A 16,570-nucleotide genomic window follows, 5' to 3' on the forward strand; every position below is an offset into this window, starting at 1 on the left:
ATAGAGCCAGGCAGTTGTTGTACGCGCAGTGACGTTTGCGCCTTGGCCAAACCACTTCGATCAATGACCGCGCGACGGCTGCTTCGCCCGCCACCGCTGCTTGCGTGTTCAGAGACGACCAACCAACAGTGTTTTGAAACGCTCCAAATCACAGCATGTATTTTGTTCATGTCGATGGCGTAAGCCGTCTCCGCAAAAATAATTAAGTTGGGATTCCGTTAATCATTCGCGCTGAAACTCGCTGGATAACAGAATTGAATTTAGCAGGGTTTTTAAAATGAGCGACTTCCCACTCGTATGGATTGAAAGTGCCAATTTTTAATGCTTATTGAGTGTGTTTGTTCATGGGAACATCCGGGCCGTTCACGTCTCATGGAACAAACTGACGTTCGTATCGGCCTGGCCTAGTCGCTCTTGTCGACGCTCAGGCGGGGTCTGCCTCAAGCACCTACAAGCGATGCATATTCAAGCAATCTGAATACTATGGCTCTGTAGGAAATTTCCTGCCGACCGCGAACGGACATAGCGCCAGAAAATCGCTTTTCGCCAGAGTCAATACGATAGTTATCAAAGAGATAGGCGGGCTTCTGACGCACGTAACATTCATTGTTGATACGGGTAGGGCGTCTTGATCGGGAAAATTTCCCGCGCCTGCGCTGGGGCGGTACTGGCGCGGTGCTACCTCAATCGGCCTTTTTAGCTCGATGCAGCAAGCCTCCTGCTGCCTTTCGCGCAGATGCTGCTCACGGCGCTCAGACAGCGGGGCGTTGCCTGGTGTGTTAAGCGCTGCCACATCCAAACCTTTTGAAGAGAAGTTTTTTGCAGCCTTTGAAATGTTTAGTAACGGAGTTTTGTTTCGCTATCCAGAAAAAATAGTCGGGTTTTTGCTTCTTGGAAACGGCTTGAGGTGTAGGACGTTTAATAGAGTTTTTTAACCCTACAACCAAAGATTCCCCCTCCCCAAGTGTAGGAAAAAAGATTTAGCGAGATAATTTCTCGGTTCGGCTAAGTGTCTAGCGGTAGTTTCGAATAATTGATGTAGGAAATTTCCGAGCGTGATGTACTCATATAGGTGTGCTGTGTTGAGTGTTCATGCAAATGTGAACAAAGGTGACGTATTGATATTTTTTCAAGCGGGATGTAATACTCTTTAAACGTTATGTTTATTGGGTGGGCTCTCACATAAACCAGCAGTGGCTCCCGGACAGGAGTTGCTATTTTCTTGTGCGCTGTTTTGGTGCGGGCGGGCGCAGCGAGCTGTTTAAAAAGGAGCGAATCCTGAAGCAGGGCGCCCAGTTGCCCGCCGCTCGCTGAAGGTAAAACCATCGCAGGGTGAAGTACCACTCTATTGGGGTGGGTATTCAGTTATTACACGAAAGTGCGCTGCTTGTTGCAGCTCTCAGCGGAGTTTATATGCCAGGACGGCAACCCTTTAGAGGCTGTCGGCCAAGCATTAACTCCAGTTTCAGTTGTTGTTCGTGACGCAATGGCGTGTCGCGCAAAGAGTGTCTGGAGGGTGTATGGCTTCAAATAGCTTTCAAAACGAAGTACCCAAGGCTCGGGTCAATATCAAGCTCGATTTGCACACCGGCGGTGCGCAAAAAAAGATAGAGCTGCCACTCAAACTCATGGTCATGGGTGATTACAGCAACGGTCAGGAACAACGTCCGTTGTCTGAGCGAAGCAAGGTGGACATCAACAAGAACAACTTCGACAGCGTACTGGCCGAGTTTTCCCCCAGCGTGAAACTGGCGGTGGAAAACACTCTGGTCGAGGGCAACGCCGAAGCGTCCATCGCGCTCACTTTTCGCAACATGAAAGATTTCGAGCCCGAGCAGGTCGCCCGGCAAATGCCGCAACTGCGAGCCCTGCTGGCGATGCGCAACCTGTTGCGCGACCTCAAATCCAACCTGCTGGATAACGCCACCTTCCGCCACGAGCTGGAGCGCATCCTCAAGGACGACGCACTGAGCGACGAACTGCGCGCTGAACTGGCTGCCCTGGCGCCACCGTCCGCTCGTTGATTGCCCTTGGTCCGCTGATAAGGAAATTCTGATCATGTCCGTAGAAAACCCATCGTCTCAGCCGCAGCAAACCCAGACCTACGCCCCCGAAGTGGGCCAGGGCGTGTATAGCGCCTTGTTCGCCAAGATCAACCTCAATCCAGTGTTGGAACTGGGCGCGATCGAGCCGTTTCAAAATGCCGAGGTGCTGTCCGAAGCTTCGCCCGATGAGCGAGTCACCGCAGCGGTCAGCGTGTTTCTGAACCTGCTCAAGCAGTCGTCGCAAAAAGTCGAACGCTTGGACAAGACCTTGCTGGATGAGCACATCGCCGCGCTGGATATGCAAATCAGCCGGCAACTCGATGCGATCATGCATCACCCCGATTTCCAGCGTGTCGAATCCACCTGGCGCGGCGTGAAGTCGCTGATCGACCAGACCGATTTTCGCCAGAACGTGCGCATCGAACTGCTGGATATCAGCAAGGATCACCTGATCCAGGACTTCGAAGACGTACCCGAAATTGCCCAGAGCGGCCTGTACCAGCACACCTACACCCAGGAATACGACACCCCGGGCGGCGAGCCCATCGCTGCGGCCATTTCCAACTATGAGTTCGGGCGCGGCCCGCAGGATATTGCGCTGCTGCGCAACATTTCCAAAGTCGCCGCTGCCGCCCATATGCCGTTCATTGGCGCGGTGGGGCCGGCGTTCTTCGGTAAACAGTCGATGGAAGAAGTCGCGGCGATCAAGGACATCGGTAACTACTTCGACCGCGCCGAATACATCAAGTGGAAGTCGTTCCGCGACAGCGATGACTCGCGTTATATCGGCCTGCTCATGCCGCGTGTGCTGGGGCGCCTGCCGTATGGCCCGGACACCATTCCGGTGCGCAGCTTCAACTACATCGAAAGCGTCAAGGGCCCGGACCACGAAAAATACCTGTGGACCAACGCCTCGTTTGCCTTCGCGGCCAACATGGTCAAGAGCTTCATTACCAACGGCTGGTGCGTGCAGATTCGCGGCCCGCAGTCGGGCGGTGCGGTCACCGACCTGCCGATTCACCTCTACGACCTGGGCACCGGCAACCAGGTGAAGATCCCGTCCGAAGTGATGATCCCGGAAACCCGCGAATTCGAATTCGCCAACCTCGGTTTCATCCCGTTGTCGTACTACAAGAACCGCGACTACGCGTGCTTCTTCTCGGCCAACTCCACCCAGAAACCCGCGCTGTACGACACCGCCGATGCCACGGCCAACAGCCGCATCAATGCGCGCTTGCCGTACATCTTCCTGCTGTCGCGCATCGCCCATTACCTCAAATTGATCCAGCGCGAAAACATCGGTACCACCAAGGACCGCCGCTTGCTCGAACTGGAACTGAACAAATGGGTGGGTGGCCTCGTCACCGAAATGACCGACCCGGGTGATGACCTGCAAGCGTCCCACCCCTTGCGCGATGCGCGGGTGACGGTCGAGGACATCGAGGACAACCCGGGGTTCTTCCGCGTCAAGTTGTATGCGATTCCGCACTTTCAGGTCGAAGGCATGGACGTCAACTTGTCGCTGGTTTCGCAGATGCCCAAGGCCAAAGCCTGATCCCCTTCGCAAGGACACGATGTGATGAAGATCGACCGCCCCCTGTGGGCAGCGGGCGCCTTGCTGTCGCCGCAACAGTTCCAGCAGCAGGCGCGTTGGGAGGCGTGGGCCGACGACCGTCTGGCTCATCTCTGCCACGTACACCCCTGGGGGGTTTGGGGGGTGGCCTTCGATTTGCAGGCCTTGCACCTGGGCAAGCTCAAGGCCACGCAGTTACGCGTGCGGCTGCCCGATGGCACCTTGATCGACACCGACCATGTGGATCGCCTGCCACCGGCGCTGGAGCTGGCGGGGCTGCTGTCCGATTCCCGCCGCAGCGCCACCTTGGTGCTGGCGTTGCCGCTGGAACAGGCCAACGGCAATAACTGTGTGTTCGAGGGCGCACGGGTCGACCGGCCTGTGCGCTATCGCCAGGACTGGCGCCAGGTACAGGATGTGTATGGCGATGAGGTGCAATCGATTGGTGTACTCGAACATGTGCTGACTCTGCGCCTGGCCGACGACGACAACGCCGACTACCTGACCTGCCCCGTCGCGCGCCTTATGCGTGACGGGCAGGGCGCCTGGCACCTGGACCCTGATTTTGTCCCACCCTTGCTCAGCTTCGCCGCCCACCCTGGGCTGGTGACCCAACTGGACAACCTGCTGACCCAACTGGCCGCCAAGCGCCAACGGCTGATGGGCATGCGCCGCGAAAGCAACCAGCGCATGGCTGATTTTGCCGTGGCCGACGTGTCGCTGTTCTGGTTGCTCAACGCCTTGAACACCTATCAACCGGTGCTGGCCGACCTTAAGGCTCACCCGGCGCGGCATCCCGAGCAGGTGTACCAGGCGCTGATCAAACTGGCCGGTGGCTTGCTGACGTTTTCTTTGGAACACGATATCGACCAGATTCCAGCCTACCGGCATGAGCAACTGGAGACAGTGTTCCCGCCCTTGATGCAGACCATTTCCACCTTGCTTGAGGCCAGCCTGCCGTCGCGTGTGGTGGCGCTGGTGCTGGAGGAGGTGGCCGCCAATCGCTGGCAGGTCACGCTCAACGATGCCCGCTTGCGTGAGCGCGACGGTGCCGATTTCTACCTGTCGGTGCGTTGCCGCATGCCGGCCGCGCAGCTGCAAAAACACTTTCCGCGCCTGTGCAAAATGGGTACGCCGGACGACGTCAATCAACTGGTCAATGCCGCGCTTGACGGTATTCCGTTGCAGCCGCTCAGCCATGTACCGGCGGCGATTCCACTGCGCCTGGAAAACCAGTATTTCGCCCTCGACCTTGGGCACCCCAAGGGCCAGGCCATGCTGGCCGAAGGGGTCTGTGCGCTGTACGTCCCCAGCACGCTGGTTGACATCAAACTTGAACTTTTCGCGGTACTGCGCGCATGAACCTGACGGCCTCAACAAAGAACCCGGCCTCTGCGCTGGATATCGACAAACTCTTGCAAGATAGCTACCTGCTGGTGGTCGAACTGCGCCAGGGCGCAGAGGTGCAAGACACCTCCGAGCTGTGGCGTTGCTGCGTGCGGCAAGTCAAGCAGGTGTACCAAGCGTTGCAGGCGGCGGGGGTGAGCAACAAAAGCACAGCGCTGATCTGCCATGCCCAGAGCGCGCTGTTCGATGAAACCGTGCTGAACCGTGCCACGGGGCCGGCCCATGCGCGCTGGGCGAGCAAGCCCTTGCAGGCCCACTTGTTCAACCGTCACCAGGCGGGTGAGTTCCTGTATGAGGACATGCGCCAGGCCCTGCGCCAGCCAATGCCCGACCTGTTGGTGCTGACGGTGTTCCAGCGCGTGATGCTCCTGGGTTTTCGCGGGCGCTACCCGGATCTCAACCACCCCGAGCGCCAGCGGCTGATGGACGCCCTGAATGCGCACGTTCCGCCCCTGAAGCTCAACCCGATGCTCACCACCCAAGGCAGCGGCCCACGCAACGAGCGGCTTGGCACATTGCGCTCGCCTTGGGTTCGCTTGGCCATGGCGTGCGTGCTGCTGGTCGGCGTCTGGTGGGGGCTGGACCAGATGCTCGGTGGCCTGGTCGCCACGCTTGCCCCTGGCCAGGCGTGAGGCCGCGATGACACTCAACTTGATGCGAGGGCTCTGGCTGTGGGCCGGGGTGCTGGTTGTGACGCTGGCACTGATCATTCCGGCCTCGGGCTGGGCACGAGCGGCAGCGATTTTGACGGTGGTGCTGGCCTGGGTCTGGGCAGAGCGTCGTTTCGCAAAGCGCGGCGCGCAACTGCTGCCGCCGGGTGAGACGCCCCTGCCGGCGGCAACTTATCGCCAGCCCGTGGTGCTGGTGTGTGGCGATGGGCTCACGGGACTGTTCGGTGCCGTTCCCGCCGACCAGTTGGCGTTGCGGGTGACTGCGCAAGGTTGCTATGTGCGGGTGCCTGCGCTGGACCAACTGGGTACGGCAGTGGCGGGCGTGTTGACGCAACGCCCGGACTGGGGTGGGCAACTGAACGTGATGTTTTGCGTCAACCCCGTTGAACATACGGATGACGGCGAGTTGGCGGGGCGGATACGTGCCTTCCGCCACCAACTCACGCTGGCGCGAAAACGCGGCCTCGCGTTGCCTTTGATGCTGGTCAGTTATGGGCAGACCACCACTGACGAAGACGCCTGGTTCAGTTGCGAGAGCGGCGAGCCCGATCTGTGGGTGCGCAGTGCCGGTGCCTGTGCCAGCTTGAGCGATTGGCAGCGCCAGGCCGTCGACAGCGCCCACGGTACGGAGCGTCTGGCCATGGGCGTACAGATCGGCAGCCTGGCCGCGTGGCTCAAAGACAAGGTGCTGTCGCACTTTACCGGGCGTGACGGGCGTGTGCCGCTGGTGTGGGCGATGACGCTGGTGCCGGCCGTGCCTCAGCGCGTGCCCGGCAACCTGTGGCAGCAATGGCTGCGCGTCAGGGTCGCCCTCGGCGCGTCCGAACCCTCGGTGGCCGGTGCGAGCCTGCCATTTCCCGATCCTTTGCTCAACCTGCTGCCCCTGCGCATTCGGCGTTCTGCGCGGTTGCGTGCGGGCATCCTGGCGGTGTGGCTGTTCACCCTGGCGGGCGTGGTGGCACTGGCCAGTTCGGCCTGGCAGAACAACCTGCTGCTGCGTCAGGTCAGTGATGACCTGCGCCGCTACCACGCCATCCCGCTGGCCGAGCGCCGCGACCAGCCGCAATTCCTCCTGCGCGAAAACGCAGTGGCCGTGTTGCGCGAAGACGCTGCGCGACTGGACGACTACTACCGCCAGGGCGAGCCGTTGGCCTTGGGCTTGGGCCTGTATCGCGGCGAGCGCCTGCGTTTGCCGTTGCTGGCGACCATCGCCGCCCACCGGCAACCACCTGAGGCACCGCCGCCGGTGAAGATTCCCGACCCGGTGCGCCTGGACAGCCTCTCGCTGTTCGATCCCGGCCGGGCTGAACTCAAGGCCGGCTCCACCAAGGTGCTGATCGACGCGCTGGTCAATATCAAGGCCCAGGCCGGTTGGCTGATCGTCATCGCCGGGCATACCGACATCACCGGCAGCCCCGGCCAGAACCTTGAGCTGTCCCGCGCTCGCGCCGCCTCGGTACGCGACTGGATGCAGCGCATGGGCGACATTCCCGACAGTTGCTTCGCCGTGCAGGGCTTCGGTGCCCAGCAACCCGTGGCGAGCAACGACACCGACGCCGGGCGCGCCGCTAATCGTCGCGTCGATATTCGTCTGGTACCGGAAGCGGGGGCCTGTGCGCTGCCCGCTGCGGGGCCGGGCAAGACCCCGCCTGTCGCATTCCGCGACACGCAAACCCCCAGAAAAGGAGCTTCAAATGGCAATTCCCGTTTACCTCTGGCTGCAAGATGATGGCGGCGCGGAAATTAAAGGTTCCGTGAACGTGCAGAAACGCGAAGGCAGTATCGAGGTCATCGCGCAGGACCACAGCCTGTACATCCCCACCGACAACAACACCGGCAAGTTGACCGGCACGCGGGTGCACACCCCGTTCCTGTTCAGCAAGGAAATCGATGCGTCCAGCCCTTACCTCTACAAGGCTGTGACCACGGGCCAGACGCTTAAAAGCGCCGAGTTCAAGTGGTACCGCATCGACGACGCCGGCCAGGAAGTCGAGTACTTCATCACCAAGCTGGAAAACGTCAAGGTCGTCAAAGTCGCGCCAAAAATGCACGACATCAAAGACCAGGGCAAAGAGAAGCACAACCACATGGAACAGGTCGAGCTGCGCTACGAGAAGGTCACCTGGACCTACAAGGACGGCAACATCATCCACTCTGACGCCTGGAACGAACGCCAGAGCGCCTGACGCGTAAAAGCCGGCAGGCGCCTGTGCGCTTGTCGGTTCGCGGTGTGCAGGGTTGAGCGCCCGTTCGCGGACGCTCAGCCAAACACATCGAGCTTTGATGACACGCCGAGCCACCAGACCAGAGATAGCCGCCCATGGCCCAGAATTCCGCACTTTTGCTTCGCCGCCTCAACCCGTACTGCGCTCAGGCCCTGAGTGCCGCGGCGACCCTGTGCCAGAGCCGCGCCCACGGAGTGATCAGCATCGAGCACTGGCTGCTCAAATTGCTGGAGCAGGGTGAGGGCGACCTGACCGTGATTGCCCGGCGCTATGAATGGGACATGGACACCCTGTGGCGCGGCCTGCTCGAACACCTCGACGGCCTGCCACGCAGCGTGCACAGCAAGCCGCAGTTGTGCGACAAGCTGCACCACCTGATCAAATGCGCCTGGTTGTATGCATCGCTGGACAGCCGCAACGAATCCATCCGCTCGGCGCACCTGCTCGCGGCCTTGCTGGAAAACCCCGGCTTGCTCGCCTGCGAGGCTGCCTGGCCGCTACTCAGCCTCAGCGACAGCCAGTTGCAACGCTTGTTCGGGCTGCTCGACCAACAATCGATCGAGCGTCCGCAACCGAACCAGCACTTCGCACTGGAACCCGTCGATGACGCTCCGGTCGACAGCGCCTCGCTCCCCGAACTGCAGGAGGCTTTGCAGGGCATCCTCGACCGGTTCACCCAGAATGTGACCGCCAAGGCCAGGGCAGGGCTGATCGACCCGGTGTTCGGACGTGACGATGAAATTCGCCAGGTCATCGACATTCTCAGCCGCCGGCGCAAGAACAATCCGATCCTGGTGGGCGAGCCAGGTGTGGGCAAGACCGCGCTGGTCGAAGGGTTGGCGCTGCGCATCGCCGAAGGCAACGTACCCGACAGCCTCAAATCGGTCAGCGTGCGCACCCTGGACCTGGGCTTGTTACAGGCGGGCGCCGGGGTCAAGGGTGAGTTCGAGCAACGCCTGAAAAACGTAATCGACGCCGTGCAGCCATCGCCGCTGCCGGTGCTGTTGTTCATCGACGAAGCCCACACCCTGATCGGCGCGGGCAACCAGGCGGGTGGCGCCGACGCGGCCAACCTGCTCAAACCAGCCCTGGCCCGTGGCGAATTGCGCACCATCGCCGCCACCACCTGGAGCGAGTACAAACAGTATTTCGAGCGGGACGCGGCCCTGGAGCGGCGCTTCCAGGTAGTCAAGGTCGACGAGCCAAACGATGCCAACGCCAGCCTCATGTTGCGCGGCCTCAAGGCGCGCTACGCCAGCCACCATGGCGTACACATCCAGGACGCGGCGGTGCAGGCGGCGGTCAGCCTGTCGCGGCGCTACCTCACCGGGCGCCAACCGCCGGACAAAGCTGTCGACCTGCTCGACACCGCCAGCGCCCGGGGGCGTATGAGCCTGGACTGCGAGCCGCAGCCGCTGGTGCGTCTAAAAGCCCAACAGGCGGCCCTGGAACTGGAGCACCTGGCTCTGGAAGAAGACCGCAAACTCAATGGCGCCAATACCGAGGAGCGCCTGGAGGCCATCGCCGGCCAGCACGCCGAACTGCAGCGTCGGCAAGTGGCCCTGGAAGATCAATACCGTCGTGAACTCCTGCTCACCCAGCATCTGCTCGCAGCACGCCTGGACGAATCATCGACGCGGGACGCTTGCCTGCACTTGCAGCAACAGTTGCATGAGGTTCAGGGCCACCAGCCGTTGCTGTCGTTGGACGTGGATGTGCGCAGCGTGGCCGAAGTGATCGCCGACTGGACCGGCGTGCCCCTGGGCAGCCTGCTCAAGGACGAACAGGCCAACCTGCTGGAACTGGAGCGTCAACTGGGCGAGCAGGTGATCGGCCAGGAACACGCCCTGAGCGCCCTGGCCCAACGCCTGCGTGCGGCCAAGACCGGCCTGACCGACGACAAGGCGCCGCTGGGTGTGTTCCTGCTGGTGGGCACCAGCGGCGTCGGCAAAACCGAAACGGCCCTGGCCCTGGCCAACACCTTGTTCGGTGGCGAACAAGCGCTGATCACCCTCAACCTCTCGGAGTACCAGGAAGCCCACACCGTCAGCCAGCTTAAAGGCTCGCCCCCCGGCTATGTGGGTTACGGCCAGGGCGGCGTGCTCACCGAAGCCGTGCGCCAACGCCCCTACAGCGTGGTGCTGCTCGATGAAGTGGAAAAAGCCCACCGCGACGTGATCAACCTGTTCTACCAGGTATTCGACCGTGGCTTTATGCGCGATGGCGAAGGGCGCGAAATCGACTTTCGCAACACCGTCATCCTCATGACCTCCAACCTGGGCAGCGACGAACTGCAAGCCTGCCTGCAAGAGTTCCCCGGCGCGCCCGACAGCACCCTGCAAGAACTGCTGCGCCCGATCCTGCGCGAGCATTTCCAGCCGGCCTTGCTCGCACGCTTCCAGACCCTGATCTACCGTCCGCTGCTGGCCGATGCCCTGCAACGCATCGTCGCCATCAAGCTGGGCCAGGTTGCCAAGCGCTTGCAGCGTCACTACGGCGTGCACTGCCGCATTGATCTGGCCCTCAACCAGGCACTGGTTGCCGCGTGCCTGCTGCCCGACACCGGCGCACGCAACATCGACAGCTTGCTCAATCAACAGATCCTGCCGGTACTCAGCCAACAACTGCTGCGACGCCAGGCCGGCCGCGAGAAAACCACTGAGGTGACCCTGGGCTACAGCGAGGAGGAGGGCGTCGTCCTGCACTTCAACGACGGCCAAGACCATCACGCGCCGGTCGCCCTGGAGGCCTGAACATGCTCAATGAACTGCGCACCTTCTTCGACCACAGTCGGCACAAACTGTCGGTGTATGGGCTGGATTCAGTATTGGACGTGCTGGCCTTCGAAGGCCACGAAGGCCTGAGCCAGCCGTTCAACTACCGCGTCGAATTCACCTGCATCGATGGCGACCTCAGTGCCGACACCCTATTAGGCAAAGACGCCAACTTCAGCCTGCACGGCCCCGGCCTAAACCCCGGCATGGCCGCGCTCAAAGCCGTCGGTATTGAAGTACCGCCGGTCAAGCCACTGCGCACCCTGCACGGCGTGGTCACCGGCTTCAAACGCCTGTCCGGCTCCCTCGACGAAGCCCGCTACGAAATCACCCTCGAACCGCGCCTGGCCTTGCTCGCTCGCGGCAAACAATTTCGCATCTACCAACACCAGTCGGTGCCGCAGATCGTCGAAAGCATCCTGCGCAGCCGCCACGACTTTGAAGGCCAGGACTTTCTCTTCAACCTGGTACGCGAATACCCCAAGCGCGAACAAGTCATGCAGTACGACGAAAGCGACCTGGCCTTTATCTCGCGCCTGTTGGCCGAGGTCGGCATCTGGTATCGCTTCACCCGCGACGAACGCCTGAACATCGACGTGGTGGAATTCCACGACGACCAACGCCACTATCAGTTCGACGTCCAGCTGCCATACCGCCCCCAATCCGGCCTGAACAGCAGTGGCCAGGACGGCGTATGGCGCCTGCAATCGAACCACAAGGTAGTGGAGCAACACGTCAACATCCGCGCCTACCACCACCGCGTCGCCAACGCCCACCTCGACGGTGACGTCGACCAAAGCCGTGGCGCCAAAGGCACCTACGGCGAGGCCTACCACTACGCCGAGCCCTACAACCTCATCGGCGACCGCTACGACCAGGACGAAGACCTGCAAAGTGAAAGCGGCTACTTCTACGCACGTCTGCGCCACGAACGCTACCTCAACGGCCAGACCCAACTCAGCGGCATCAGCAGCAGCCCCAGCCTGACCCCCGGCCAAGTCCTGAAAATCTCCGGCGGCGCGCCCAACGCCTTCACCCCCGGCGCGGTTATCACCCAAGTCACCACCCACGCCGCCCGCGACCGCAGTTTTGAAGCCAGCTTCCAGGCCATCCCGTATTCGGAAACCGTGTGCTACCGCCCGGCATTGCTGCCCAAACCCCAAATAGCCGGCACCGTCCCGGCCCGCGTCACCAGCCCCAAGGAACACGACCCCTACGGTCACATCGACCTCGAAGGCCGCTACAAAGTCCACTTCCTGTTCGACCGCGACACCTGGAAACCCGGCGAAGAAAGCCTCTGGCTACGCCTGGCCCGCCCCTACGCCGGCGACACCCACGGCCTGCACCTGCCACTGCTGGCCGGCACCGAAGTCGCTATCGCCTTCGAACAAGGCGATCCCGACCGGCCATATATCGCCCACGCGTTGCACGACAGCCAACACGTCGACCACGTGACGTTGGGTAAACGCGACTACACGCGCAACGTGCTGCGCACGCCAGCCAACAATAAGCTGCGCATGGAAGACTTGCGCGGGCAGGAGCACGTCAAGCTCAGTACGGAGCACAGTGGTAAGAGCCAGCTGAATCTGGGGCATTTGGTGGATGCCGAGAAGAAAAAACGCGGCGAAGGTTTTGAACTGCGCACTGATGGTTGGGGCGCGATTCGTGCGGGTAGCGGCATTTTTATCAGTGCTGATACGCAGCCTCGGGCCAACGGCCAGATGTTGGAAATGAGCGCTGCATTAGGGCATTTGCAACAGGCCGCAGACCAGTTGGAGGGGTTGTCCACCGATGCCCAGGCTGCCAAGGCCGATCCGGCAGATGTGCAAGCGCAATTGACGTTGATGCGTGACCAGCTCAATCAACTCAAGGCCTCGGTCTTATTACTCAGCGCTCCGCAGGGTATCGCCGTGGCTAGCGGCAAGCACTTGCAGTTAGCGGCACAGAACAACCTGATGCTCAACGCTGGTGGCGAGGCGGATATCAGCGTGATCAAGCGCCTGTTTATCGGCGTGGGGCAGGGGGTGAGCCTGTTCGTGCGCAAGCTGGGGATCAAGCTGATTGCCAACCAGGGGGCGGTCAAGATCCAGGCACAGAACGACACCTTGGAACTGATGGCCCGCCAGGGTTTGGAGATCACCAGCACTGAAGATGAAATCCGCATCGTCGCGAAAAAGAAAATCACCCTGAACGCGGGCGGCAGCTACATCACCCTGGATCAGAGCTGCATCGAGTCCGGTACCCTGGGGGATTACAACGTTAAGTCGGCGCACTTTGACTACCTGGGGCCGGCGAGCATGACGGCCACGCATCCGGAATATCCACAGAGTCTATCCAAACAGCCGTTGCGCTTCAGTGTGCCGCAAGCCCCCAACGCATCCAGTCAAAGCTGGAAAGGTATGCCTTATGCCCTCTATGCCGAAAACGGATTGCTTAAGCAAGGCGTGATGGACGACAGCGGGCAAGTGTTAATCGACCATCAGGTTGTGACAAAGGACTACCGGTTGGTCATGGCCAATGGTGTAGTTTTCAATATTCCGGTGCCCACGCAATACCGTGATACCGAGCAGGCGCAGATGGCCAATCGTGGCGTGCACAACCATCAATCGCAGGCCAACCCGGAAGTGAGTCAGCCCACCTCGCACAAAGATCACCGCACCCTGTACACAGCAATGATGGACGGGCCAACTCACACGCAAGAGAAAACCCAATAATGCCTCCAGATTTTGTGTCGCCCGTTGCTCTGCAGCATACACAGGAGGTGACCTGCACCCCCCCCTGGTACGTCCAGGACACCGAGTACCCGCCGGCAGCAGCCAGTTATCAACCGTTGGTCAACGGCGAGGTGGCGTTCAAGGCTGTGTACCTGGCTATCGCCAATGCTAAAAAAAGCATCGAGATTCTCTGTTGGGGCTTCCAGCCCTCGATGTACTTCATCCGCGACGGCAAGACGGGTCTGCGCATCGGCGAGCTGCTGATGAACAAGGCAAAAGAAGGTGTCGAGGTGCGTGTGCTGGGCTGGGAGATGCCGTTCAATAGCGCGGGCCTGGGGGACGAGGCCAATCTGCCCGGCAAAGGCCCGATCAGCATCGCAGACCGCGCGGGCCAGAGTGCCACGCAAGATCAGTATGCTTATGATCGCGAGTGGTTTGCCACCTGTGCGGTTCCCGACAATATGGTAGCGCTTCGGGCGAAGCGCAGCATTCCGGTATTTGTCGGGCGTGGCTTCAGCAGGGAGGAAAGGGTCGAAATTGCGTTTCTGGCGAAACACACAAGTCTCGATCGACAGCTCAGCCTGAAAACGATCGGCGCGCTGGCAGCGGCGCCGTCCCATCATCAAAAGACCGTCCTGGTCGACTTCGAACTCACGGATTGCGCTGTTGGCTTCGTCATGGGCCACAACATGCTCGACGAGTACTGGGACAAAGACGCGCACTCCGCGCTGAACCGTACCGAGAGCACCAAGCCCGCGCCCGATGCCGGGCCGCGCGGGAATACCCCACGCCAGGACATTTCCAGCCAGGTCAGCGGGCCGATCGTCGAACACTTGCACCATAACTTCGCCACGGCCTGGCGCAAGGAAACCGGGGAAGATCTACTCGTATCGCGCCTGGCCAAGGAAGTAGGGCCGCAGTTATGTACCCTCGGCCTGCCGCAGGTGGCCCAGATCCTGCGCACCCAGCCGCAAGAAGGCAAACGCGATATCGAGCAGCTCTACTTGCAGGCGATTAACAATGCGACCCAGTTTATCTACATCGAAAACCAGTACTTTCGCTGGCCGCCCCTGGCCGAATTCATCAAGGAGGTTGCCTCCAGCCAGGCCAGGGCAGGACGCGACCCCGCCTTGCATGGCAGCTTGCACCTGTTTGTGATCACCAACGCCACGGATGACGGGATGGGCAAGGGCACGGTGAACACCCAGCGCATGCTCGAAAGCCTCGGGCGCGGCGAGACCATTCCAGAACTCACCAAGTTACAGCGCATTGAACAGGCGAAAGCCCAATCGGCGGTGGGGGAGCCGGACCTGGGGGATCTTCTGGCGCAAAAGGCTTTAGTCACGCTGACGAGCATCACCGACAGCCTGGGTGGCGGCCATGTGAGCGATAAAGCCAGGGAAGCCCAAGAGGAAACCGCCAGAAACAATCGCCTGCGGCTGGCCGACCTCAATGATCGGATCAAAGCGATCGAGGAGAGCCCGGTCAAACTTCAGACCTTCCCCAACTTGAAAGTCCATGTGTGCTCGCTGGTGGCACCTGACTCACCGGCCGGCAGGCCGTGGATGCCGGTGTATATCCATTCCAAGTTGATGATTGTGAACGATGTGTTCACCACCCATGGTTCGGCCAATATCAACACCCGGAGCATGCAGGTCGACAGTGAACTGAATATTGCTCATGACTGGGCGAGCGTGACGAAGGCGTTGCGGCGGCAGTTGTGGAGTCTGCATACGGCGATGGAGGAGCCGCAGGATGATCCGGCGAAGGCGTTCAAAGCTTGGCAGAAGATTATTGATGACAACAAAACGCGGCAAAATGACAAGAAGAATGGGGTGCCCTGCGCTCCGCTTGTCGAATTTTATTATGACAAAACCACTATGGTGGACCTCGACTGATGCGCCGAATCCTCTTGCTGTCAAGCCTGCTGCTGGCCGCCTGTGACACTGGCAGCGCCCCAACCCATCTGTCTAAGGACATCCATGTGAACCCGCTCACCGAAATCAAAGCCCAACTGGCCTTCACCTGCGTGCATGAACAGATCCCTGCGCCGTCCGCCGAGACTGATGTGCTTTTCCAATACGCCCGCTGGTTGCAGAAGAACAACCAGCTTAAGCAGGACAAAAGCGTCGACGCCGAGATTGAGCGGCTGTACCGCATCGCAGCCGAAAGCGGCCATTACAAGGCCAATATCAACTTGCAGAACGGCGCGATGCGTGGCAGCTTCACGCTCAGTGGCGAAACCTACCTGCGTATGAGCCAGCAACTGATCGATGCGGGCGTAGCGACAGGCTATTACTTCGTGGGAGTCTTTTTGCAGCAGGGAGCCGCCGGGCTGAAACAGGACCCGGAAATGGCGCTGCGCTACTACCGCAAGGCCGCCGATCAGGGGAGCGCACAAGCCCAGTACTATGTCGGCGACAAACTTGAGCCGAGTGATATTGCCCCAGACGTTGCGCTCAAAATGTATCGTTGTGCCGCCGAACAGGGCCATGGGAAAGCGGCCATCGCGCTGGGTGTCTACCTGAAATACAAGGGCCAATACCCGGAGGCGCTCGAAATATTCCAACTCGGCGTAATGGCAGGTAACGAGAGTGCCGCTAGCCGCTTGGAAGACGCATTTCGTAATCCTCCTCCCACCGATCAAGTGAACTACCTCGGCCAACAGGAAGACCTGGAGCGAGCCGAGCGGTATGAGAAAATCGGGACAGTACTGTCGAACGCTTCCTACGCCAACCCCAAAGTCCCCGAAATCAATGAAATCCTCCCCCTACCACCGGCCAAACTCCCAGCCTGGGACGGCAAGCTGCAATGGGTCGAAGCCCGTCTGGCCAACGTCCCTCCACCCAAGCCCTCCGAAGCCTTAATTGAGCAACTGGCCAAGGCCAAGGTCCTTGAGCCAGCAACCGGCAAACCCATGCCAGGCTCACCAGCCTTCAGCCAAGCCAACTTTCCGGTACTGATCTGCTACAGCGGCCAGGCCTGCCCGGAAAGCGGCTACTGGAAGGTCATCTGGCCCTTTGGGCGTACGGTCATGGCGAAAGAAGTCATCCGCCACTTCAAACAAGGCGAAACCTTTCCGACCCAGATCGTCAAGCGCTACGTTCTACGCACCTGGCCGATGCAAGACAAAACCACCCTGGATGAAGAGCGCGTTGAAT

10 protein-coding genes and 1 pseudogene are annotated in these 16,570 nt (G+C 60.5%); 10 read left to right on the forward strand and 1 reads right to left on the reverse strand.

Going from position 1 to position 16,570, the window contains the following annotated elements; genetic code table 11:
* Positions 1-53 precede the first annotated feature (53 nt).
* Positions 54-170: pseudogene (locus CER19_RS29525) on the reverse strand (ESPR-type extended signal peptide-containing protein); the annotation flags it as partial.
* Between the two features lie 1,350 nt (positions 171-1,520).
* Between CER19_RS29525 and tssB the strand changes: the two are divergent.
* The 10 genes from tssB to CER19_RS28245 all read left to right on the forward strand — a co-directional run.
* A complete protein-coding gene (gene tssB / locus CER19_RS28200) occupies positions 1,521-2,024 on the forward strand; it encodes a type VI secretion system contractile sheath small subunit (protein ID WP_116668772.1) in 504 nt (167 codons plus the stop codon).
* 34 nt (positions 2,025-2,058) lie between these two features.
* A complete protein-coding gene (tssC, locus tag CER19_RS28205; RefSeq protein WP_116668773.1) occupies positions 2,059-3,600 on the forward strand; it encodes a type VI secretion system contractile sheath large subunit in 1,542 nt (513 codons plus the stop codon).
* Positions 3,601-3,624: 24 nt separating this feature from the next.
* Entirely contained in the window at positions 3,625-4,980 is a 1,356-nt protein-coding gene (gene tssK, locus CER19_RS28210) for a type VI secretion system baseplate subunit TssK (RefSeq protein ID WP_116668774.1), read from the forward strand.
* Entirely contained in the window at positions 4,977-5,657 is a 681-nt protein-coding gene (tssL, locus tag CER19_RS28215) for a type VI secretion system protein TssL, short form (protein WP_116668775.1), read from the forward strand. Before tssK ends, tssL begins: the two co-directional genes overlap by 4 nt.
* 7 nt (positions 5,658-5,664) lie before the next feature.
* Complete coding sequence (locus tag CER19_RS28220) at positions 5,665-7,425, forward strand: OmpA family protein (RefSeq protein WP_116668796.1); 1,761 nt, start codon at positions 5,665-5,667, stop codon at positions 7,423-7,425.
* Positions 7,391-7,882: an Hcp family type VI secretion system effector gene (locus tag CER19_RS28225; protein WP_116668776.1), complete on the forward strand. Its 492-nt coding sequence runs from the start codon at positions 7,391-7,393 to the stop codon at positions 7,880-7,882. The genes CER19_RS28220 and CER19_RS28225 overlap by 35 nt, the downstream gene beginning before the upstream one ends.
* Positions 7,883-8,016: 134 nt before the next feature.
* On the forward strand, positions 8,017-10,674 hold the full coding sequence (gene tssH, locus CER19_RS28230; RefSeq protein WP_116668777.1) for a type VI secretion system ATPase TssH: 2,658 nt from the start codon (positions 8,017-8,019) through the stop codon (positions 10,672-10,674).
* Positions 10,675-10,676: 2 nt separating this feature from the next.
* A complete protein-coding gene (locus CER19_RS28235) occupies positions 10,677-13,409 on the forward strand; it encodes a type VI secretion system Vgr family protein (protein ID WP_116668778.1) in 2,733 nt (910 codons plus the stop codon).
* Positions 13,409-15,307, forward strand: coding sequence for a phosphatidylserine/phosphatidylglycerophosphate/cardiolipin synthase family protein (locus CER19_RS28240; RefSeq protein WP_116668779.1), 1,899 nt, complete (start codon positions 13,409-13,411; stop codon positions 15,305-15,307). The genes CER19_RS28235 and CER19_RS28240 overlap by 1 nt, the downstream gene beginning before the upstream one ends.
* On the forward strand, positions 15,307-16,570 hold a 1,264-nt coding region (locus CER19_RS28245), incomplete at its 3' end, for a sel1 repeat family protein (protein WP_133298373.1). The genes CER19_RS28240 and CER19_RS28245, both read left to right, overlap by 1 nt.

The organism is Pseudomonas sp. GL93 (genome assembly GCF_003408955.1).
In the GTDB taxonomy this organism is placed as follows: Bacteria; Pseudomonadota; Gammaproteobacteria; order Pseudomonadales; family Pseudomonadaceae; genus Aquipseudomonas; species Aquipseudomonas paracarnis.